This is a genomic window from Sodalis sp. RH14 (assembly GCF_047324285.1).
Lineage (GTDB): Bacteria > Pseudomonadota > Gammaproteobacteria > Enterobacterales > Enterobacteriaceae > Acerihabitans.
Genome location: NZ_CP178739.1, coordinates 4,444,872 through 4,466,558 on the forward strand (window position 1 = coordinate 4,444,872; position 21,687 = coordinate 4,466,558).

The window sequence follows — 21,687 nt, forward strand, 5'->3', positions numbered from 1 at the left end:
CTGGCCCTTATTTGCCCGTGCCGGCGGCGGATTCCACCTTCGGGCGGCCGCTGCCGCCGCCGTTATCATAGCCGGAAATGGTTTTGCCCTGCGTTTCGCGCCCGAAGCTGACCAGAATACTGATCAGAATAGCCACGGTGCCCGCCACCATGGCCATGGCCAGGCCGTAGTTATTGCCGTGCGCTTCGGCGATACGGGACTGCAGCGTGGCGTTCACCGAGGCAATCAGGTTGCCCAGCTGGTACACAAAGCCCGGCAGCACCGCCCGCGAATTGGCGGGCACCAGCTCCGTCAGGTAGGTAGGCACCACGCCCCAGGCGCCCTGCACCATAAACTGCATCAGAAACGCGCCCAGGCCTATCAGCACCGACCCGCTGGCGAACGCCCACAGCGGCAGCACCGGCAGGGCCAGCAGGGAGGCGATGATCATCGCTTTTTTACGCCCTATTTTTTCCGACAGGGAGCCGAAACAGATGCCGCCCAGCATGGCGGCGATATTGTAGCCGATGGCGATGATGCTGACGGTATGGGGAGCAAAGCCGTGCTGCACTTTCAGAAAGGTGGGATAAAGATCCTGGGTGCCGTGGCTGAAAAAGTTAAAGCAGGCCATCAGCACCACCATATAGAGGCAGAGCTTCCAATGGGCGCGGATAATGGGCAGCAGCGCCACGCTCTCCTTGCGTTCCCTGGCCGCCAGCCATACCGGCGATTCCGGCACCTTGAAGTAAATATAGGGCAGCAACAGCACCGGCAGCGCCCCGATCAGGAACATGCCGCGCCAGCCGACGCTCTCGAAAAACAGGCCGAAAATAATCGCCGCCAGCAGGTAACCGGCGGGATATCCCGCCTGGAAGATGCCCGACATCAGGCCGCGGGACCTGTCGGGGATGGTTTCCATCGCCAGTGACGAGGCCACGCCCCAGATGCCCCCCATCGCCACGCCGTATACCACCCGGAAGGCAATAAAAAGCGCCAGCGTCGGCGACCAGGCCGACAGCAATTCAAACAGCGAGAACATCAGCACGTTGATCATGAGAATCGGCCGGCGGCCATACTTCTCGGCCAGGCGGCCAAACAGCAACGCCCCCAACGGACGCACCGCCAGGGTCAGCATAATCGAGATGGAAACGCTGGCGATATCGGTTTTAAACCACGCGGCCAGATCGCTTAGCACAAATACCAGGATAAAAAAGTCGAAGGCGTCCAGCATCCAGCAGGCAAAACAGGCGAATGCCACGTTGCGCTGTGTAGGGGTCCAGTTAAACATAAGTTAGTGTCCTATCTTTGAATCGGTCACCTTTACGGTGGCACCGGAAAAAATAAGCCAGGCCTGGGTATGCCGCCGGGGGGTTCCCCGCTACCCGGATGAGAACAGAGCGGAATAATATGTTTTTAAATTGTTAACTATTTGTTTATAGCACGTAATACTCTTACTTTTATTGTGGATTTGTATCATTTATCAAGATTATGTAAACAGTCATTGCCTCGGGCGCCCCGCGCCATTCTCCATTGGCGCCTGCCCGCCGGCGGCCGCATTTTGTCCACCGTCCCGCCCCTTATTCAGCGTTATACTGCCGGTATGGCTTATTTCCGGCGCACGCTTGGCATGGCGCGGCCGGCCCGGTGATGGTAAAGAAACATGGTAAGGATTGACGATTTGGCGTTGTTTGTCCGCTCGGCGGCGCTCGGCAGCTTTTCGAACGCGGCGCGGGAGGCGGATCTGTTGCCGGCCCAGGTCAGCGCGGCGATCAAGCGCCTGGAGCGGGAGCTGAACATCCGTTTGTTTGCCCGTTCCACCCGCAGCCTGCGCCTGACGGCCGAAGGGGAGCAGTATCTGCCTTATGCCCGCGCAGCGCTGCGCAGCCTGCGCGAGGGGCAGGACCTGCTGCATCAGGAGCCGGCCGGCCTGCACGGTATGCTGCAAATCGCCGCCCCGTCCGATTTGGGACGTAACGTGCTGCTGCCCTGGATCACCCAATTTCGTCATGATCATCCCAACCTGCAGGTGCGGCTTTATTTATCCGATCAGGTGACCGATATCTTCAAGGATCCGGTGGATGTGGCCTTCCGCTACGGCATTATGGATGACGCCAGCTACGTCGCCCTGCCGCTCGCGGCGGAAAACCGGCGGGTGGTGGTGGCGTCGCCGGCGTATCTGGCGCGCCGCGGCCGGCCTTCGACCCCGGCCGATCTGGCCGGACATGATTGCCTGACGTTTGTGCTGCACGGCCGTGTGTATGATAAGTGGCGTTTTTATCCGCACGGCCAGCCGCAGGCGGTGGGCGTAAGCGGCACCCTGACCAGCGACGACGCGGAAGTGGTGCGCCGCCTGGCCATTGCCGGCGAGGGGATCGCCTATAAGTCCTGGCTGGAGGTATGCCATGACGTGCGCGCGGGCAGGCTTGAGGTGGTGCTGAAAGGCTATGGCGGCGATCGCGTGCCGTTGCATCTTATCTGCCCGCACCGTCGGCAATTTTCGCCGGCGGTACGCCAGCTGTACGAGCGGCTGAAGCTCGGATGCGGGGAACTGCAGCGGGAGTACGCCGCCCTGCTTGACGGCGCGGCGCCGGAAAATCCGGCCGCGGCCGATCCCAAAGGCCGGGAAGACGCAGCGGACGTAGCCCCGTGCCGGGACAGCTCAGCCTAGCAGGCGCGCGGCGGCGATCAGCGCCTGTCCCAGCGCCAGTCCGCCGTCGCCGGCCGGCAGCCGGGAGGGAACCAGTACCCGCAGGCCCTGCAGTTCCCGCACCAGCAGTTCGCGAAACAGCCGGTTATGCAGCACGCCGCCGGACAGGACCACCGTGTCGATGCCATGGCGCGCCGCCGCCTGCCGGGCCAGCGCGGCGAATCCCCGCGCCAGGGCCAGGTGGAAGCCATAGGCCCGTTCGGCCGGGCCGGCGCGCCAGGCCAGCCATTGACGCCAGAAGGTCGCCATATCCAGCCGGTTATCCAGCAAGGGTAGCGATACGGGCAAAGTCACCGCCGGCTCCCCTCCCTGCCCGGCGCCGCGCCACGCCAGCGCCTCCAGCCGGCAGGCCGCCTCCCCTTCCCAGCTGGTTTCGCCGGCACACACCCCGAGAGCCGCGGCCACCGCGTCAAATAACCGGCCGGTGGAAGACGCCGGCGGCGCGTTGATCCCGCGCGCCACCGCCCTGGCCAGCAGCTCGCCCGCGCCCGCGGGAATATGCCCGGCTTCCGGCAGGCCGCGCCAGTCGGGCACAAAGCGCAGCCACTGCGCCAGCAGGTTGCGCCAGGGCTGGCGCGCCGCCAGATCGCCGCCGGGCAGGGCGACGGCGGGCAGGCCGCCCAGCCACCGGGATTCGCGGTAGTCCACGAGAAGGCATTCTCCCCCCCACAGGGCGCCGCCCTCATGCCCGCTGTCCGCCAGGCCGTCCCCGCGCCTGTCGTCATCCGGCGGTATGTCTTGCGCCGGGTTGCCGTGCCGCCGCGCGCCGCCGTAGCCCAGCCCGTCCATGGCCAGGCCGATTACCGGCCCGCCGTCGAGCGGCCAGCCGTGTTCACCCAGGCAGGCCGCCAGATGGGCGTGATGATGCAGGATGGTTAGGCAGGGTAAGCCGCGTTCGGTCGCCAGCGCCGCGCCCCAGCGCCGGCTGAGGTAGCCGGGATGGGCGTCCACCGCCACCGCCCGCGGCGTAAAATCCCAGATGGCGTGAAACAGCGCCAGCGCCTGCTGCCGCTGGCGCTGGATGCCTTCATCCGCCAGATCGCCCAGATGCTGGCTGAGCACCGCCTGTCCGTCGCGCAGCAGGCAGAAGGTGTTTTTTAAATCCGCCCCCATGGCCAGTATGGCCGGCGCCCGGGAAAATCCGGGAGGCAGCGCGATGGCGTCGGGCACATAGCCGCGGGAACGGCGCAGCATCTCCACCCCCCCGGCGCTGAGGCGCACCAGGGAATCATCGGCGCGCTGGACGATATCGCGATCGTGTAATAGCCAGGCGTCGGCGATGGCGGCCAGCTCATCCAGCGCCTGGCGGTTATCCAGCGCCGGCGGCCGGCCGTTAAGATTGCCGGAGGTCATGACCAGCGGCCGTCCGGCGCGACGCAGCAACAGATGTTGCAGCGGACTGGCCGGCAGCATCACGCCGATTTCATGCAAGCCGGGCGCAATATCGGCGCACAGCGCCAGCGGCGCCTGCGCGTCTATCGCACCGGGCGCCGGGGCGCCGCCGTCACCGGACGCCCGATCGGCCGGCGCGCCGGCAGCGGAGGCGGCAAGCCCGGGGGCAACGTCCGCGCCGTAGGCGACCGCCGTCGCACAGGGCGGCAACGGCACCAGCACAATGGGCGCGGCGGCGGATTGCAGCAACGCCACCAGCGCCGGGTCGGCATGCCCGAGGCAGCGGCGCAGCCAGTCGCTGTCCGGCATCATTACCGCCAGCGGTTTGGACGGCCGCCGTTTACGCGCGCGCAGCCGCGCCACCGCCGCCGGGTTGGTGGCGTCGCAGGCCAGGTGAAAACCGCCCAAGCCTTTCACCGCCACGATTTCCCCGGCCAGCAGCCTGCGCGCCGCCTCGGTAATGGCGTCATCGGCAGCCGCCAGCCGCCCGCCGTGGCGGTCCGCCAGCCAGGCCTGCGGCCCGCAGGCGGGACAGGCGTTCGGCTGGGCATGAAAACGCCGGTCGGCGGGGTTGTGGTATTCAGCCAGGCAATCAGGGCATTGGGGAAACGCAGCCATGGCGGTATTGGGCCGATCGTAGGGCATGCGGCGGATCAGGGTAAAACGCGGCCCGCAGTGGGTGCAGTTGATAAAAGGATAGCCGAAACGGCGATTGGCGGGATCAAACAGCTCGGCCAGGCAGTCGCCGCAGGTGGCCGCGTCCGGCACTACCTGGGTTTTCATCGCGCCGCCGCGGCTTTCGATAATGGTAAACGACGACGGCGGGCGCGCCCACTGCCAGGGCAGGATATCGATTTCGTCGATGGTCGCAAGCGTAGGGCAGTCCCGGCGCAGCTGGGCGATAAACCGCCCGGCATCGTGGCCCCACAGGCGCACCTCGACGCCGTCGGCGTTATTGCCGACGTCGCCGGTCAATCCCAGGCGGTGGGCCACCTGCCAGACCGTGGGCCGAAACCCCACCCCCTGGACCTTGCCGGTGATGCGTAACAATACGCCGTTGTGCGCCATCGTCTTCTCCGCTAGCAAATCCTCGGCAGGGGTTCGTCATGGGGCAGATCGAGCAAACGGCTAACGCCGTACAGCCCGCGCAGCCGGACCTGTTTATCCCCGGTCACCTCGCCGATGACCGCGGCGTCGCGTCCCAGCGGGTGCGCGCGCAGCGCCCGCAGCACCTGCTGCTCCGCCGCCGCGTCCACTATCAGCACCAGCTTGCCTTCATTGGCGAAATTCAGCGGCTCCAGCCCCAGCAGTTCGCATAGTCCGCGCACCGTGGTTTTTACCGGCAGCGCCGCCTCGTTAATGCTCATGCCGCACAGGCTGCCGCGGGCGAACTCATGCAGGATGGCGGTCACGCCGCCGCGCGTGGCGTCGCGCAGGGTACGCACGCCGCCGATATCGCGCAGGGCGGCGATAAGCGGCGCCAGCACCGCGCAGTCGCTGACCAGATCCGCCTCCATGCCGAGGTGCTCGCGCAGGTTAAGGATCGTGGCGCCGTGATCCCCCAGCGTACCGCTGACCAGGATGCGATCGCCGGCGCGGATACGGGACGCGCCCCAGTCGATGCCGGTCGGGATCACGCCCAGCCCGGCGGTATTGATAAACAATTTATCCACCGCGCCGCGCGGCACCACTTTGGTGTCGCCGGTCACAATCTGGATGCCGGCGTCGCGGGCGGTGGCGGCCATCGACCGCACCACCCGTTCCAGGATCTCCAGCGGCAGTCCTTCCTCAAGGATAAAACCGCAGGAAAGCCAGCGCGGGGTGGCGCCGCTGACCGCCAGATCGTTGGCGGTGCCGCACACCGCCAGCTTGCCGATATCGCCGCCGGGGAAAAACAGCGGGTCGACCACATAGCTGTCGGTGGTAAAGGCCAGCCGGTCGCCCAGGGCGGTCATTTCGCTCAGCTGCAAGCGGGCCTGGTCTTCCCCGGTGCACAGCAGCGGGTTGTCGAAGGCGCTGAGGAATACTCCGCTTATCAGCGCCTGCATGGCGCCGCCGCCGTTGCCGTGCGCCAGCGTAATCTGTTTGTTCATGCCTCACTCCGACGATATTGATACCAGGCGGCGCAAGCCCCCTCCGATGAAACCATCAGCGCGCCGAAGGCGTTTTCCGGCGTGCAGACGCCGCCGAACAGCGGGCAGTCCGCCGGCTTGCAGCGCCCGGTCAGCACCGCGCCGCAGCGGGCGCGCGGGTCATCCGCCACGGGTTGCTGGGCGGGATGGAACCGCAGCTCCGCGTCAAACGCCATCCAGTCCGGACGCAGGCTGACGCGGGAATCGTCGATAACCCCCAGGCCGCGCCATTCGCTGGCGCCCGCGGTGATGAACACCTCGTCCATGGCGCGCTGCGCCAGGCCGTTACCCTGCCCCGGCACCACGCGCCGGTATTGGTTTTCCACCGTGCAGCGCCCCGCGGCGTACTGTTCGATCAGCATCAGCAGGCCCTGCAGGATGTCCCCCGGTTCGAAGCCGGTGACCACCACCGGCTTATGGCAAACATCGCTGATATAAGCAAAAGGCTGTTCGCCTATCACCATGCTGACATGGCCGGGGGCGATAAAACCGTCGATGCGCACATCCGGCTGCGCCAGCAGGCTTTTCAGCGTCGGCATCAGGGTGATGTGCTGGCAGAACAGGAAAAAGTTCTCCACGCCGTCGGCGCGCGCCTGCTGCAGGGTGACGGCGCTGGCGGGCATGGTGGTTTCAAACCCGATGCCGAAAAACACCACCTGCCGGTCGGGGTTCGCCCGGGCAATGGCCAGCGCGTCAAGAGGCGACCAGACCATACGCACGTCGGCGCCCCGCTGGCGGGCGGTCAGCAGCGACCCGTTGCGGCCGGGCACGCGCATGGCGTCGCCGAAGGTGCAAAAAATCACCCCGGGCCGCTGGGCGATTTCCAGGCAGGCGTCGATGCGCCCCGCCGGCAGCACACAAACCGGACAGCCCGGACCGTGAATAAATTCCAGCGACGGCGGCAGTAATTTATCGAGACCAAATTTAAAAATGGCATGGGTATGGCCGCCGCACACTTCCATGATCTGCAGGGGGCGCGCCGGCGTATAGCCGGTAAAAGGCATGCGCTCGGCGATGCGGGTGACCAGGCCGCGCACCAGCTCCGGCTGGCGGTATTCGTCAACGAACCGCATCGGGCTCACCTCCGCGCAGGAAATAACCGACGTCGGGCTCCACCTCGCCCATGGCCTGAAGCGCCTCCAGGGTTTCCCGCGCCTCATGCTCGTCGAGCAGGCTCATGGCAAACCCGACATGCACCAGGATCCATTGACCCGGCAACGCGGCCATGGCGGCCTCGTCGGCGCAAACCAGCCGCACGTTAACCCGGCGTCTAACACCGCACACATCGACCCAGGCGTTGCCCGGGCTGTCGTTATCCAGCGCCATCACCTGGCCGGGAATGCCTATGCACATGACTGTGCCTCCGCGTCCGCCGCTGTCCGGCCGCCGGCCAGCTGATCCGTCAGCCAGCCCAGCCAGGCGTCCATGCCCGCGCCGGTGGTGGCCGACACCATCAGCACCGCAATCGCCGGATTCACCCGGCGGGCATTGGCGATACAGATATCGACGTCAAACGTCACCCAGGGCAGCAAATCGGTTTTATTGAGGATCATTAGCCCGGCGGCGGCGAACATATGGGGATATTTCAGCGGCTTGTCCTCTCCTTCGGTGACCGACAGCACCACCACTTTCAACCGCTCGCCCAGATCAAAACCGGCCGGGCACACCAGGTTGCCGACGTTTTCGATAAACAGCAGGCTGCTCTCCGGCGGCGCCAGCCGTTGGGCGGCGTCATGGATCATTTGCGCGTCGAGATGACAGCCTTTGCCGGTATTGACCTGAATGGCCGGGACGCCGGTGGCGCGGATGCGGTCGGCGTCATTGGTGGTTTGCTGATCGCCTTCGATCACCGCGCAGCTGACCCGGTCCCGCAGCCGCAGCAGCGTTTCGGTCAGCAGGGTGGTCTTACCCGATCCGGGGCTGGAAACCAGGTTCAGCGCCAGGATATTCATCGCCTGGAAATGCGCCCGGTTGCGTGCCGCCAGCCGGTTGTTTTTATCCAGCACGTCAATCTCGATTTCCACCATGCGGCGCTGGCTAAGGCCTGTCGCATGGGTACCCGCCGGGCCCTGGCCGTAATCAAGATCCCCCTGGGGGCCTGACTGCGGAATAAACGCCGAACCGCCGGTATCCCCGGCGGGATAAGCGGCACGTCCGGCGCCGCTGCCGGCATTTCCGTCGCGATCCATAACGCGCCCGGCGGCCGGCGGCGGCATGTGCCCCGGCGCCACGCTGTAGTAATGATTATGCACGTCGCCGTGATAGTGATGATGGATTATCGTCGCAGGCGCGGCGGCGGTCAGGCTGATGCGGCGCGGCGAAGCGGCGTGGGCGGCGTCATGATGGCTGTGGCCATGGTCATGGTCATGATGAGGGTGATCGTGATCGGCATGGCTATGGTCATGATGAGCGTGGTCGTGATCGGCATGGCTGTGGTGATGATGAGAGTGGCGATCATCATCACCCTCGATATGACGTTCGCCTTCGGCACAACCGCAGGTACTGCACATGGCAAGTCTCCTAACATCGTGAATAGGCCCAGTATAACGTTACGCCACTTCCAGTCGTTTGATCTGGATGTGGTCATGGGCGTCTGTTTGCAGCTGATGCCCGCCGCACAGCGGACAGACCAGCAGCGGCGCGTCGGGCAGCATGACGTGGCGCAGGCAGCGCCCGCACCAGGCCTCGGCCGGCTGCTGCTCGAGATGCAGCACGCATCCCTCGGCCGCGGTGCCCCGGCACACCATATCGAAACAAAAATGCAGGGATTCCGCCTCCACGCAGGAGAAGGCGCCGATGGACAGCCAAACGCCGGTTACGCGCCGCGCGCCGTTTAACCGCGCCTGCTGCTCCAGGATTTCCAGCGTGTTCTGCGCCAGTGTTAATTCATGCATTAATGGCTCCGCTTAAGGTCGGGTGAGCGCCCGGTCAAGACTTCGCGCGCGACGCTGGCCGCGGCCAGGCCGGGGCGGCGGTCCCGCGGGCGTTTCCGGACGCGGGGACCGTGGCAGTGCTTATCATGCGCATGCAAGGGGGATGCCAGGTCTGGCGCGCCGGCACGAATAATTTAAACTTAAAAATCAAAGGACTGACGCCAGCCCCGGCGGCGCTGTTCCCTTCACGGCCCCCGGCGCCGGCACGTCGTCACTTATGACGACACTCCCGCGGCCGCCGGGGTCGACACTTATGACGATATTACCCTCGCCCGCGCCTTTTTTCCTTGATCACCCTCCCACCGATGCCCGCGCCACGGGCCTTGCCGGCTATAACCCTACTGCTGGCATGGAATATGCTTTAGTCGCGGGCATCGATTAAGCATGCAGCCTGACTGTCATCCGTTTCTCCTGGAGGAGAGGGTTATGAACCGCTTTGTTATCGCGGAACCACAGCTTTGCATTGGCTGTAACACCTGTATGGCCGCTTGTACCCAGGTGCATAAGGCCGTGGGGTTGCAGTCGCACCCCCGGCTTTACGTAACCCGTACCGGCGAGCATACCGCGCCGTTGCTGTGCCGCCATTGTGAAGACGCGCCCTGCGCCCGCGTCTGCCCCGTCAACGCCATAACCCATGGTCCTGACGCCATCGAGCTCAATGAAAGCCTGTGCATCGGCTGCAAACTGTGCGGACTGGCCTGTCCCTTCGGCGCCATCACGCCCTCAGGCAGTACGCCGGTGAATATCCCCACGTTGTTCGAGAATTTTATTCCCTCGCGGCAACTGGCCGATGTGCCGGAAAGCCCGCAGAACATGAATCCGTTCCTGGCCTGGAACGCCGGTGTCCGGAGCGTGGCGGTGAAATGCGACCTGTGTGACTTCCATCCCGACGGCCCGCAGTGCGTCAAGGTCTGCCCGACCGACGCACTGGTGCTGGTGGATGACGGCGCGGTGGAACAGGCCAGCCGGCGCAGGCGCAACTATGCGGCGCGCTGGCTGTCGTCGGATCTGGATTTTCTTTCCCCCCCTACACCGGAGCAGGAATAAACATGGGCCCCTTTCAATTACTCAGCGGTTCGCTCGGGTTGTACGTTATCGGCGGCATCCTGTCGCTGTTGCTGGCGCGCCGGGAAGCGCTGGCGATATGGGTCGCCGGTCTGACGGCAATGGCCGGCGGGGTGCTGGGCGGACTTGCCGCCGTCCCGGTATTGCTGAGCGGCGAGACGCTGACCTGGGCCGCCGCCGGCCCCTTTCCCTTTGCCGCCTTCAGCGTGCGCCTGGACGGGCTGGCGGCCTTTATGCTGCTGGTGATTTCGCTGCTGGTGACGGTGTGCGCCCTCTACTCCATCGCTTATGTGCGCGAATATATCGGCCGCGGCGCGGCGGCGATGGGCTTCTTTATGAACCTGTTTATCGCCTCGATGGCCACGCTTGTGGTGATGGACAACGCCTTCTGGTTCATCATCTTCTTCGAAATGATGTCGCTGGCGTCCTGGTTCCTGGTGATTGCCGATCAGGACGAAGAATCCGTTAACGCCGGGCTGCTGTACTTCTTTATCGCCCACGCCGGGTCGGTACTGATCATGGTGTCGTTCTTCCTGATGTGGCGCCAGAGCGGCAGCCTGGAGTTTGCGTCGTTCCGCGGGCTGTCGCTGTCGCCCGCCGGCGCCTCGGCGGTGTTCCTGCTGGCGTTTTTCGGTTTCGGCGCCAAGGCCGGCATGCTGCCGCTGCACAGCTGGCTGCCGCGCGCGCATCCCGCCGCGCCGTCGCACGCCTCGGCGCTGATGTCCGGCGTCATGGTGAAAATCGGCATTTTCGGCATTATCAAGGTCGGCATCGACCTGCTGGGCGCCAGCCAGCTGTGGTGGGGCATCCTGGTATTGGCCTTCGGCGCGGTGTCCTCGGTGCTCGGGGTGCTGTACGCGCTGGCGGAGCATGATATCAAGCGCCTGCTGGCGTGGCATACGGTGGAAAACATCGGCATCATCCTGATGGGGGTGGGCGTCGGCATGGTGGGCATTGCCGCCCATCATCCGGTGCTGGCCGCGCTCGGGCTGCTCGGCGCGCTGTATCATTTGCTTAACCACGCGGTCTTCAAAGGACTGCTGTTCCTCGGCGCCGGCGCCATTATCTGGCGCGTGCACAGCCGCGATATGGAAAAAATGGGGGGCCTTGGCCGCCTGATGCCCCTTACCGCGATGGCGTTTCTTATCGGCTGTATGGCCATCTCCGCGCTGCCGCCGCTCAACGGTTTTGTCAGCGAGTGGTACACCTATCAATCCCTGTTCACCATGAGCCATGACGGCGGTTTTATCATGCGCCTGAGCGGTCCCGTGGCGATGGTGATGCTGGCCATTACCGGCGCGCTGGCGGCGATGTGCTTTGTCAAGGTCTACGGCATCAGCTTTTGCGGCGCGGCCAGGAGCGATAAAGCCGCCCAGGCCCGCGAGGTACCCTGGCAGATGACCACGGCCATGCTGCTGCTGGCGCTGTCGTGCGTACTGCTTGGCGCCGGCGCGTCCCTGGTGGCCCCGGTGCTGGCGAACGTCGCCGCCGGGCTGAGCCATACCCATGATTTTACCGTGGTCCAGGGGACGCTGCTGGTGCCGCAGCAGGCCGGCCAGGCCATGATGTCGCCGCTGATGATGTTTATCCTGCTGCTGGCCCTGCCGCTGATCCCGCTGGCGATTTACCTGCTGCGCAAAGGCGCCCAGCCGGGCTATCGCCGCGGCGGCGATCCCTGGGCCTGCGGTTATGCCTGGGAACCGCTGATGGCCATGTCGGCCGGCAGCTTTACCCAGCCGCTGCGCGTGATGTTCGCCACCCTTTACGGGCTCAGGCGCCGGCTCGACCCGTCGCCCCGGCTTAAACAGGCGCTGGAGTACGCCACGCTCGGCGCGGGCCGTGTCGAACCCTTCTGGGATGAGGATATCATCAACCCCTTGGTACGTATCACCCAGCGCCTGGGCGCGCGGGTCCAGGTCTTGCAGGGCGGGGATTTCCGCATTTACTGCCTGTACGTGGTCGCCGCGCTGGTCATCCTGCTGCTTGTCACCGCCCTCTGAGGAGAGAGACCATGTTGATACAACCGTTGCCGTCGCTGACCATGGGGCTGTTCGCCCTGGTCCAGGCGCTGCTGCTGCTGGCGTTGACGCCGCTGCTGACCGGCCTGTCACGGCAAATCCGCGCCCGTATGCATTCCCGGCGCGGACCCGGGCTGTGGCAGGATTACCGCGATATCGCCAAGCTGCTCAAACGCCAGGACGTGGCGCCGGAGCAGGCGGGGCCGGTATTTCGCGTCATGCCCTATGTGCTGCTGGGCAGTATGCTGCTGGTGTCCATGACCCTGCCGGTGCTGACCCGCTTTTCACCGTTCGGCGCGGCGGGGGATCTGATCGCCCTGCTGTATCTGTTCGCGCTGTTCCGGTTCTTCTTTTCGCTGTCGGGGCTGGATACCGGCAGCACCTTCGCCGGCATCGGCGCCAGCCGCGAGCTGACGCTGGGCGTGCTGGTGGAGCCTACCCTGATCCTGGCGCTGCTGGTGGTGGCGCTGATTACCGGCTCCACCAATATCGGCGCCATCAGCGCCACGCTTTCCGCCGGCTGGATTTCCCCCACCGCCACTTTCCTGGCCCTGCTGGCCTGCGGCTTCGCCACCTTTATCGAGATGGGCAAGATTCCGTTCGACGTGGCGGAGGCGGAACAGGAACTGCAGGAAGGGCCGCTGACCGAGTATAGCGGTTCCGGCCTGGCGCTGGTGAAGTGGGGCATCGGCCTGAAACAGGTGGTGATGGCCGAACTGTTCCTGGCGGTATTTATTCCCCTCGGCAAGGTCACGGAACTGACCGCGCCGTCGCTGCTCTGGGCGCTGGTCGCCACGGTTATCAAGCTTGTCGTGGTGTTTACCCTCGCTTCCCTATTGGAAAACAGCCTGGCGCGCGGGCGCTTTTTATTGATTCCGCGCGTGACCTGGCTGGGGTTCGGCGTCGCCGCGCTGTCCTTTGTTTTTTACCTCACCGGACTTTAAGGAGCCAGGAAATTTATTATGGAGAATATAGCCCTTGCGACTGTTCTGGTCCCATTTGCCGGCGCGCTGCTGACCGCCTGCCTGCCCCAACGCCTGGCGAAATGGCTCTGCACCCTGTTTGCGCTGCTGGCGACGCTCGGCACGCTTTGGCTGGCGCAGGCGTTTTTCAGCGGCGGCAAGCTCGACGCCACCTATACCCTGCTGTCGTATGGCGACACGGCGCTGATAGGCGTCACCGTTGATCGCATCAGCACCCTGATCCTGTTCGCGGTGGTGTTTCTCGGCCTGCTGGTGAGTCTGTATTCCACCGGTTACCTTACCAACGGCAACCGTGAGCATCCCCATGAGGGCACCAATCGTTATTATGCCTTCCTGCTGGTGTTTATCGGCGCCATGGCGGGGCTGGTGCTGTCGTCCACCCTACTCGGCCAGCTGCTGTTTTTTGAAATCACCGGCGGCTGCTCCTGGGGATTGATCGGCTACTACCAGACGCCGAAAGCCCAGCGTTCCGCCATGAAAGCCCTGCTGATAACCCACTTCGCCTCCATCGGCCTGTACCTGGCGGCGGCGACGCTGTTTATCACCACCGGCACCTTCGCCCTCAGCGCCCTGGGCCAGCTGCACGGCACCCCCGCGCTGGTGGTGTTCGGCGGCATCCTGTTCGCCGCCTGGGGCAAGTCCGCCCAGTTGCCGCTGCAAGCCTGGCTGCCGGACGCCATGGAGGCGCCGACCCCGGTCAGCGCCTATCTGCACGCCGCGTCCATGGTCAAGGTCGGGGTGTATATCTTCGCCCGCGCCATCCTGTCCGCCGGCGACGTACCGCATATCATCGGCTGGGTCGGCATGGTAATGGCGGTGGCGACCATGATCTACGGCTTTATGATGTACCTGCCGCAAAAGGATATGAAACGGCTGCTGGCCTGGTCCACCATCACCCAGCTGGCGTATATCTTTTTCGCCCTGTCGCTGGCGATCTTCGGGTCGAAGGAGGCCTTCAACGGCGGCATCGCCTACATCTTTAACCACGCCTTCGCCAAGAGCCTGTTCTTCCTGGTGGCCGGCGCCTTCAGCTACAGCTGCGGCACCCGCATGCTGCCCAGGCTTAAGGGCGTCATCGGCAAGATGCCGCTGCTGGGCATCGGTTTTTGCGTGGCGGCGCTGGCCATTACCGGCGTGCCGCCGTTCAACGGCTTTTTCAGCAAGTTCCCGATTTTCGCCGCCGGCTTCGCCCTGTCAAGCCAGTACTGGGTGCTGACGCCTCTGATGATCCTGGTGTTGATTGAGTCTGTCGCCAGCTTCGCCTGGCTGCTTTTTTGGTTCGGACGGGTGGTTCCCGGCAAGCCCAGCGAGGCGGTGGCGCAGGCCGCGCCGCTGCCGCTGGCCATGCGCGCGGTGCTGGTGGTTCTGATCGTGATGTCGCTGTGCTCCAGCTTTATTGCCGTCGCCTGGCTTGGATAAGGAACAAATTTATGACCGGATCTCTGATAGTCAATAACCTCGCGGGCCTGATGATGCTCACCTCGCTGTTGGTCATCGGCGCCAAACGCCCCATGGTCTCCTGCTGTTTGTATGCCCTGCAATCGCTGGTGCTGGTGCTGATTTTCTTCACCCTGGCGCAAACGCTCCAGGCCCACCAGCTGATGCTCTGGTCCCTGAGCGCGCTGATCACCAAGGTGGTGCTGGTGCCGCTGATCATGGCCAGGGCATTTAGCAAACTGTCCGATCCCGGGGCGGATGGCGGCATTATCAGCCCGACCCTGCTGATGCTGGCGGCGGCGATTATCGTGCTGCTGTGCTGGTTTGTCGTCGCGCCGGTAAACCTGCCGATGGTGGCAGCGCTGAAACCGGCGCTGGCGGTGTCGCTGGGCCATTTCCTGCTCGGGCTGCTGTGTATCGTCACCCAGCGCAATATCCTCAAGCAGGTATTCGGATACTGCCTGATGGAAAACGGCTCGCACCTGACGCTGGCGCTGCTGGCCAACCGGGCGCCGGAGCTGGTGGAAATCGGTATTGCCACCGACGCTATCTTCGCCGTGCTTATCATGGCGTTCATGGCACGCAAAATCTACCGTACGCTCAACACGCTGAACGTTAATCAACTGACGGCGCTGAAGGGGTAATGAGATGAGCAATACCGCTATGTTATTGATATTACTGGTTACACCACTGGCGATATCGCTGCTGGCCTTTGCCTGCCGGTTCGCCGGCGGCGCGGCGCGCGGCCTGGTCACCGCCCTGCACACCCTGGGCATCATCGCCTTGCTGGCGGAAGCGCTGTGGGTGGTAGGCCAGGTCATGGCGCAAGGAGCGCTGCTGGCCGCGCACCGCTGGCTGTATATCGACAGCCTGGGCGCGCTGTTCCTGGCCATCCTCGGCATTATCGGTTTCATCACCGGCCTGTACTCCATGGGTTACATGCGCCATGAAGTCGACACCGGTGAAATTTCCGTCACCACCTTGTGTCACTACTACGGCTTTTTTCATCTGTTTTTATTCACCATGCTGCTGGTGGTGAGCAGCAACAACCTGATCCTGATGTGGGCGGCGGTGGAAGCCACCACCCTCAGTTCGGCGTTCCTGGTGGGCCTTTACGGCCAGCGCTCCTCGCTGGAGGCGGCCTGGAAATACATCATTATCTGTACCGTCGGCGTCGCATTCGGCCTGTACGGCACCATTCTGGTCTACGCCAACGCCGCCAGCGTCCTGCCCGATCCGGGCCAGGCGATTTTCTGGACCGAAGTGCTCAAACACACCAGCCTGCTGGATCCGACGCTGATGCACCTGGCGTTTGTGTTCGTGCTGATTGGTTTCGGCACCAAGACCGGCCTGTTTCCGATGCACGCCTGGCTGCCCGACGCCCACAGCGAAGCGCCCAGCCCCACCAGCGCCCTGCTGTCGGCGGTGCTGCTCAACTGCGCCCTGCTGGTTATCCTGCGCTATTACATCATTATCAGCGCCGCCATCGGCCCGGTGTTCCCCAGCCGCCTGTTGATCGTATTCGGCATGCTGTCTGTGGCGGTAGCCGCGTTTTTCATTCTGGTGCAGCGCGATATCAAACGGCTGCTGGCCTATTCCAGCGTGGAGAACATGGGACTTATCGTGGTGGCGATTGGCATCGGCGGCCCCCTGGGCGTGCTGGCGGCGCTGCTGCATACCCTCAACCACAGCCTGACGAAGACCTTATTATTCTGCGGGTCCGGCAATGTGCTGCTGAAATACGGCACCCGCGATATGGGCGCGGTAAAAGGCATGATGCGCGTCGCGCCCTTTACCGCCGTTATGATGGCGGCGGGCGCGCTGGCGCTGGGCGGCATGCCGCCGTTTAACATTTTCCTCAGCGAATTTATGACGGTGGCGGCGGGACTTGCCGGCGGCCATCTTATTCTTACCCTGGTGCTGTTGCTGCTGCTGACCGTGGTGCTCGGCGGGCTGGTGCGCATGATTGCCATGACCGTGTTCGGCGACCGGCCGGAGGCGACGAGCAAAGGCGAACTGGGCTGGCTGACCACGCTGCCGATGGCCGTGCTGCTGGTGCTGATGCTGGTGATGGGCACCTGTATTCCCCGGCCGGTGATCGGGCTGTTGGAAAACGCCGCCACCATCGTGCTTAACCACGATGTGGCATCGTTCAGCTGGCCCTGGGCCGCGCTGGATACCGGGACGGCAACGCCCATTCATTCCCCGTCAGGAGAAGTAAAGTGACAGACATCATTTCCGACAAACTCGGCCTGGGTTACCTGGCGCAGGTAAACGAAAAATTCCCCGCGGCGGTCCTGGCCCACGAATGGCAAACGGCCAATCAGTTAACCATCACGGTGAAGGTTAACGCCCTGCCGGAGGTGGTGGAGTTTCTCTACTACAACCAGGGCGGCTGGCTGTCGGTGCTGTTCGGCAACGATGAGCGTACCCTGTGCGGCGATTTTGCCGTCTATTATGTGCTGTCGATGGAACAGGGCGAGAAGTGCTGGATCATCGTCAAGGCGCTGGTGAGCGCCACGACCCTTGAATTCCCGTCGGTGACGCCGCGCGTCCCGGCGGCGGTGTGGGGCGAACGCGAAATCCGCGATATGTACGGCCTGATCCCGGTGGGCCTGCCGGACGAACGGCGCCTGGTGCTGCCCGACGATTGGCCGGAGGATCTCTATCCGCTGCGCAAGGACAGCATGGACTATCGCCAGCGCCCGACGCCGACCACTGAGACCGAAACCTATCCCTTCGAGAACGACGCCGCCGGCGAGACCCGGGTGGTGCCCATCGGCCCGCTGCATATCACCTCCGACGAACCGGGCCACTTCCGGCTGTTTGTCGACGGCGAGCAGATTGTCGACGCCGACTACCGGCTATTCTACGTCCATCGCGGCATGGAAAAGCTGGCGGAAACCCGCATGGGGTATAATGAGGTCACCTTCCTGTCGGACCGGGTGTGCGGCATCTGCGGTTTTACCCACAGCGTGGCCTATACCAACTCGGTGGAAAACGCGCTGGGCATCGTGGTGCCGCCGCGCGCCCACGCCATCCGCAGCATCCTGCTGGAAGTGGAACGCCTGCACAGCCATCTGCTGAATATCGGCCTGTCCAGCCACTTTGTCGGTTTTGACACCGGCTTTATGCAGTTCTTCCGCGTGCGCGAAAAAGCCATGACCATGGCGGAACTGCTGACCGGCGCCCGCAAGACCTACGGCATGAACCTGATCGGCGGCATCCGGCGCGATATCCTCAAGGAGCAGCGGCTGAAAACGCTGCTGCTGGTGGCCGAAATGCGCGCCGACTTCGTCCAGTTGGTGGATATGCTGCTCAGCACGCCGAACATGGCGCAGCGCACCCAGGGCATCGGCCGGCTGGACCCGAAAATCGCCCGCGATTTCAGCCCGGTGGGGCCGATGATCCGCGCCAGCGGCTTTAAGCGCGACCTGCGCTTCGATCACCCCTACGCCAACTACGCCAACCTGCCGAAAACGCTGTTTACCCTTGACGGCTGCGACGTCTATTCCCGCGTCATGGTACGGGTAAAAGAGGTGCTGGACTCGCTGGCGATGATTGAATACGGACTGGACAACCTGCCCGGCGGCCCGCTGCTCACCGAGGGCTTTACGTATCAGCCGCATAAATTCGCGCTCGGCTTTTCCGAGGCGCCGCGCGGCGAAGATGTGCACTGGAGCATGCTCGGCGATAACCAGAAGCTGTTCCGCTGGCGCTGCCGCGCCGCCACCTACGCCAACTGGCCGGTGCTGCGGTATATGCTGCGCGGCAACAATATCTCCGATGCGCCGCTGATCATCGGCAGCCTCGATCCCTGCTATTCCTGCACCGATCGCGTGACGCTGGTGGATATCAACAAGCGCAGGGCGAAAACCGTGCCTTATCAGGAGCTGGAACGCTATGGCATTGAACGCACCCATTCGCCGCTTAAGTAGAGGGTTGAACGATGTTCAAACTGTTTAAAACCATCCTGAAAGCCGGCGAGCCAACGGTAAAATACCCGTTCAAGCCCCTTGAGGTGATGCCGGGATTTCGCGGCAAGCCGCAGTATGACCCCACGCAGTGTATTGCCTGCGCCGCCTGTACCAGCGTCTGCCCGGCCAACGCCCTGACCATGGAAACGGACCTGGCGTCGGGCGAGCGGCGCTGGCAGCTGTTTCTCGGCCGCTGCATTTTCTGCGGCCGCTGCGAGGAAGTCTGTCCGACACGCGCCATCGTGCTGTCGGAGGAGTTTGAAATGGCGGTGACGCAAAAGGCGGATTTGTATGTGAACGCCACCTTTACCCTGCAGAAATGCCGGGTATGCCATCAACCCTTTACCGCCAAAAAATCCATCGATTATACCCTGGCGCTGCTGGCGCATTCCGGCCTGGACGCAGCCGCGCTGGACGCGCTGCGCCCGCAGTTCGAAACCTGCCCGGACTGTAAGCGTCACCAGAACCTGCAAAGCAACCGCGATCTGCGCCTGCCGCACGACGCGGGGAGAGAAAGCCAATGAGCCAGCAAGACATCCCGCTGCAACACCATGTCAGCATCCCCGTGGCGCCCGACCCGCATACCCTGGCGCTCAAAAAAACGCTGCTGCAGAATATCAAGCGCTCGGCCTATGTCTACCGGGTGGACTGCGGCGGCTGCAACGGGTGTGAAATCGAGATCTTCGCCGCCATTACCCCGTTGTTCGACGCCGAACGCTTCGGCATCAAGGTGGTGGCCTCGCCACGCCACGCGGATATCCTGCTGTTTACCGGCGCGGTAACCCGGGCGATGCGGGTGCCGGCGCTGCGCGCCTATGCCGCGGCGCCGGATCCGAAAATCTGCATTTCCTACGGCGCCTGCGGCTGCGGCGGCGGCATTTTCCACGATCTTTACTGCGTCTGGAGCGGCAGCGAAAGCATCGTGCCCATCGATGTCTGGATCCCCGGCTGCCCGCCCACGCCCGCCGCCACCATCTACGGTTTTGCCGTGGCGCTCGGCCTGCTGGAACAAAAGCTGAAAGGCGAATCGCACCTGGAGCAGCCGGACGAAAAAGCGGCGCTGCTGCTGCCGGATGTGCCGCTGCATACCCGGGTGCTGGTCGAGCGCGATGCGCGGCGCATGGCGGGCTATCGCGCGGGACGCGAAATCAGCGACACCCTGCTGTCGCTGCTGCCCGGCGCCACGCCCGCGGTCTTGGCGCAGCGGGTGGACGACTGGCTGCGGCAAGCCGACGATCCGCGTTTGCAGGATATCGTCGCGCAGCTGATGCTGACCCTGAACAGCGAGGCCCATCATGGCTGAGGTCTATTTCTGGTCGCTGCGCCAAAAGTTTCTGGACAGCGACGACGACATGCCCGCCCAGGCCAAACAGGTGATGTATTACTCTCTGGCCATCGGCCACCATGTGGGGGTCATTGACTGCCTGAACAAGGAATTCATCTGCCCGCTGGAACAATACGAGCAGTGGATCGCCCTGCTGCCGGAAGGCGAGGCGCGGCGCAAAATGCACGGCCTGCTGACCTTTGGCGAAATCGTCATCGACAGCACCCATACCGACCTGCTGGCCAATGCCTTTGCGCCGCTGCGCGCAAACCAGCCCGCGCCCTTCGGGACATGGAGCGCCCGGTTGATCGGCCTGCTGGCTGAAATCGCCGCCGAGCCGGCCATTTACCTGATTGTGCGGAGAGTATTATGACCGTTGACGACCACGCTGGCGACGGCAAGATGGTGCCGGCCGGCCGCGGCCACGCCGATGACGTGTCCGACAGCGTCGTGCTGACCGTCGGCAACAGCATGATGGGCGACGACGGCGCCGGGCCGTGGCTTGCGGAGCTGATGGCGCGCGCGCCGGTGGCCGGCTGGACCGTGGTCAACGGCGGATCCGCGCCGGAAAACGTGGTCCACCGGGTGCGCGCCCTGCGCCCCAAACGGGTAGTGGTGGTGGATGCCGCCGATATGTCGCTGAAGCCCGGGGAGCTGCGGCTGGTGGACCCCGCCATCATCGCCGACATGTTTATCATGAGTACCCATAATCTTCCGCTGAGCTTTGTGATCGATCAATTAAAGGAAGATGTGGAAGAGGTATGGTTTATCGGTATCCAGCCCGATGTGGTGGCATTTTATTTCCCCATGACCGCGCCGGTCAGGGAGGCGGTCGAAACCCTGTATGCGCAATTGGCGCACTGGCGGGGCGACGGCGGTTTCACCTGGCTGGCGCCCGCCGGGCAGGATGACTGAGGACGGCGCATGCCGCCCCGTCACGTGTTATCGACACCTGGTCCGGTCGACACTTTTGTCGACCGGTTCGCCAGCGGATCTGACGATATGGGCGCCGGCCGGCCCATCATCAGCCGGCGGTCAAAAAATGCCGGATTTTATTCTTTGTTTTTCATAGCCTTAAAAAAACAGCACGGCGCGTGCAAACTGGCATAAACCATGCTTTATATAGGGATATAATCTCGCCCATGCCACCGGGCCGAGAACCACGACAGATGGAACCGCGAGGAGAAATGAATGAACCGGTTCGTTATTGCCGATCCACAAAAATGCATTGGCTGCTTCACTTGTGAAGTCGCCTGCGTCATGGCGCACAACGGCGACCACCCCGGCGCGCTCAATCACGACAATTTTTTGCCGCGCCTGAAAGTGATGAAAGAGTGGAATATCAGCACTCCGGTGCTGTGCCGGCAGTGCGAGGACGCCCCGTGCGCCAATGCCTGCCCGAACGGCGCCATTATCCACGCCGAGGATTCCATCCAGGTATTGCAGGAAAAATGCATCGGCTGCAAAACCTGCGCCGTCGCCTGTCCCTATGGCGCCATGGACATCGTCACGCGCCATGTGTATGACGATCGTAATCCATTAGCCGGCCATAGCATCAAGGCGGAAGCGCAGAAATGCGATCTGTGCATAGGCCATGCCGGGGGCCAGGCCTGCGTGAATGTGTGTCCCACCGACGCGCTGGTGTTGATGACCCACGAAACCGTCGAAATGATGAAACTGAAAAAACGGCAGCGGGCCGCGTTGGAAGGCTTCAGCGCCGTCCTGTCATGACCGCTTCTT

Annotated in this window: 21 protein-coding genes; 14 read left to right on the top strand and 7 right to left on the bottom strand. The window is 63.7% G+C overall.

Annotated elements, in window-relative coordinates:
* Positions 1 to 7: 7 nt before the first annotated feature.
* Entirely contained in the window at positions 8 to 1,267 is a 1,260-nt protein-coding gene (locus tag ACL2XQ_RS20285) for an MFS transporter (protein ID WP_413721252.1), read from the bottom strand.
* A 372-nt stretch (positions 1,268 to 1,639) separates the two neighbouring features.
* On the opposite strand from ACL2XQ_RS20285, the gene ACL2XQ_RS20290 reads away from it, so the two are divergent.
* Complete coding sequence (locus tag ACL2XQ_RS20290; protein WP_413721253.1) at positions 1,640 to 2,647, top strand: LysR family transcriptional regulator; 1,008 nt, start codon at positions 1,640 to 1,642, stop codon at positions 2,645 to 2,647.
* On the opposite strand, the gene ACL2XQ_RS20295 is transcribed toward ACL2XQ_RS20290, so the two are convergent.
* Genes ACL2XQ_RS20295 through hypA form a run of 6 tightly spaced genes read right to left on the bottom strand, consistent with a single transcriptional unit; the run spans position 2,639 to position 9,104 of the window.
* Complete coding sequence (locus ACL2XQ_RS20295; RefSeq protein WP_413739627.1) at positions 2,639 to 5,146, bottom strand: carbamoyltransferase HypF; 2,508 nt, start codon at positions 5,144 to 5,146, stop codon at positions 2,639 to 2,641. The two genes, ACL2XQ_RS20290 and ACL2XQ_RS20295, sit on opposite strands and share 9 nt — an antisense overlap.
* Positions 5,147 to 5,157: 11 nt before the next feature.
* A complete protein-coding gene (gene hypE / locus ACL2XQ_RS20300) occupies positions 5,158 to 6,171 on the bottom strand; it encodes a hydrogenase expression/formation protein HypE (protein ID WP_410013877.1) in 1,014 nt (337 codons plus the stop codon).
* Complete coding sequence (gene hypD / locus ACL2XQ_RS20305) at positions 6,168 to 7,283, bottom strand: hydrogenase formation protein HypD (protein WP_410013876.1); 1,116 nt, start codon at positions 7,281 to 7,283, stop codon at positions 6,168 to 6,170. Before hypD ends, hypE begins: the two co-directional genes overlap by 4 nt.
* Positions 7,270 to 7,563 (bottom strand): HypC/HybG/HupF family hydrogenase formation chaperone, encoded by a 294-nt coding sequence (gene hypC / locus ACL2XQ_RS20310; protein ID WP_413721256.1) that lies wholly within the window; start codon positions 7,561 to 7,563, stop codon positions 7,270 to 7,272. Before hypC ends, hypD begins: the two co-directional genes overlap by 14 nt.
* Positions 7,554 to 8,720, bottom strand: a complete 1,167-nt coding sequence (gene hypB, locus ACL2XQ_RS20315) for a hydrogenase nickel incorporation protein HypB (RefSeq protein WP_413739628.1) — start codon at positions 8,718 to 8,720, stop codon at positions 7,554 to 7,556. Before hypB ends, hypC begins: the two co-directional genes overlap by 10 nt.
* A 39-nt stretch (positions 8,721 to 8,759) precedes the next feature.
* Complete coding sequence (hypA, locus tag ACL2XQ_RS20320; protein ID WP_410013873.1) at positions 8,760 to 9,104, bottom strand: hydrogenase maturation nickel metallochaperone HypA; 345 nt, start codon at positions 9,102 to 9,104, stop codon at positions 8,760 to 8,762.
* A 292-nt stretch (positions 9,105 to 9,396) separates the two neighbouring features.
* On the opposite strand from hypA, the gene ACL2XQ_RS20325 reads away from it, so the two are divergent.
* From ACL2XQ_RS20325 to ACL2XQ_RS20385, 13 genes are all read left to right on the top strand, one after another.
* Positions 9,397 to 9,525, top strand: coding sequence for a hypothetical protein (locus ACL2XQ_RS20325; protein ID WP_410013872.1), 129 nt, complete (start codon positions 9,397 to 9,399; stop codon positions 9,523 to 9,525).
* Positions 9,526 to 9,569: 44 nt separating this feature from the next.
* On the top strand, positions 9,570 to 10,190 hold the full coding sequence (locus ACL2XQ_RS20330) for a 4Fe-4S dicluster domain-containing protein (protein ID WP_410013871.1): 621 nt from the start codon (positions 9,570 to 9,572) through the stop codon (positions 10,188 to 10,190).
* A 2-nt stretch (positions 10,191 to 10,192) separates the two neighbouring features.
* Positions 10,193 to 12,208, top strand: a complete 2,016-nt coding sequence (gene hyfB, locus ACL2XQ_RS20335; RefSeq protein ID WP_410013870.1) for a hydrogenase 4 subunit B — start codon at positions 10,193 to 10,195, stop codon at positions 12,206 to 12,208.
* Positions 12,209 to 12,219: 11 nt separating this feature from the next.
* Positions 12,220 to 13,170 (top strand): respiratory chain complex I subunit 1 family protein, encoded by a 951-nt coding sequence (locus ACL2XQ_RS20340; RefSeq protein WP_413739629.1) that lies wholly within the window; start codon positions 12,220 to 12,222, stop codon positions 13,168 to 13,170.
* An 18-nt stretch (positions 13,171 to 13,188) separates the two neighbouring features.
* Positions 13,189 to 14,628: a hydrogenase 4 subunit D gene (locus tag ACL2XQ_RS20345; RefSeq protein WP_413721259.1), complete on the top strand. Its 1,440-nt coding sequence runs from the start codon at positions 13,189 to 13,191 to the stop codon at positions 14,626 to 14,628.
* 11 nt (positions 14,629 to 14,639) lie between these two features.
* Positions 14,640 to 15,290, top strand: a complete 651-nt coding sequence (gene hyfE, locus ACL2XQ_RS20350; RefSeq protein WP_413721260.1) for a hydrogenase 4 membrane subunit — start codon at positions 14,640 to 14,642, stop codon at positions 15,288 to 15,290.
* A gap of 4 nt (positions 15,291 to 15,294) precedes the next feature.
* Positions 15,295 to 16,872, top strand: a complete 1,578-nt coding sequence (locus ACL2XQ_RS20355) for a hydrogenase 4 subunit F (protein WP_410013866.1) — start codon at positions 15,295 to 15,297, stop codon at positions 16,870 to 16,872.
* Positions 16,869 to 18,584: an NADH-quinone oxidoreductase subunit C gene (locus tag ACL2XQ_RS20360; RefSeq protein WP_410013865.1), complete on the top strand. Its 1,716-nt coding sequence runs from the start codon at positions 16,869 to 16,871 to the stop codon at positions 18,582 to 18,584. Before ACL2XQ_RS20355 ends, ACL2XQ_RS20360 begins: the two co-directional genes overlap by 4 nt.
* Before the next feature lie 11 nt (positions 18,585 to 18,595).
* Positions 18,596 to 19,147: a hydrogenase 4 subunit H gene (gene hyfH / locus ACL2XQ_RS20365; RefSeq protein ID WP_413721261.1), complete on the top strand. Its 552-nt coding sequence runs from the start codon at positions 18,596 to 18,598 to the stop codon at positions 19,145 to 19,147.
* The gene (locus ACL2XQ_RS20370; RefSeq protein ID WP_413721262.1) at positions 19,144 to 19,926 is read left to right on the top strand and encodes an NADH-quinone oxidoreductase subunit B family protein; all 783 of its coding nucleotides are present in this window, start codon (positions 19,144 to 19,146) and stop codon (positions 19,924 to 19,926) included. Before hyfH ends, ACL2XQ_RS20370 begins: the two co-directional genes overlap by 4 nt.
* Positions 19,919 to 20,320, top strand: a complete 402-nt coding sequence (locus tag ACL2XQ_RS20375; protein WP_413721263.1) for a formate hydrogenlyase maturation HycH family protein — start codon at positions 19,919 to 19,921, stop codon at positions 20,318 to 20,320. Before ACL2XQ_RS20370 ends, ACL2XQ_RS20375 begins: the two co-directional genes overlap by 8 nt.
* A gap of 98 nt (positions 20,321 to 20,418) precedes the next feature.
* The gene (gene hycI, locus ACL2XQ_RS20380) at positions 20,419 to 20,862 is read left to right on the top strand and encodes a hydrogenase maturation peptidase HycI (RefSeq protein WP_413723488.1); all 444 of its coding nucleotides are present in this window, start codon (positions 20,419 to 20,421) and stop codon (positions 20,860 to 20,862) included.
* Positions 20,863 to 21,138: 276 nt separating this feature from the next.
* A complete protein-coding gene (locus tag ACL2XQ_RS20385) occupies positions 21,139 to 21,678 on the top strand; it encodes a 4Fe-4S dicluster domain-containing protein (RefSeq protein WP_413727804.1) in 540 nt (179 codons plus the stop codon).
* The last annotated feature ends 9 nt before the right edge of the window (positions 21,679 to 21,687 follow it).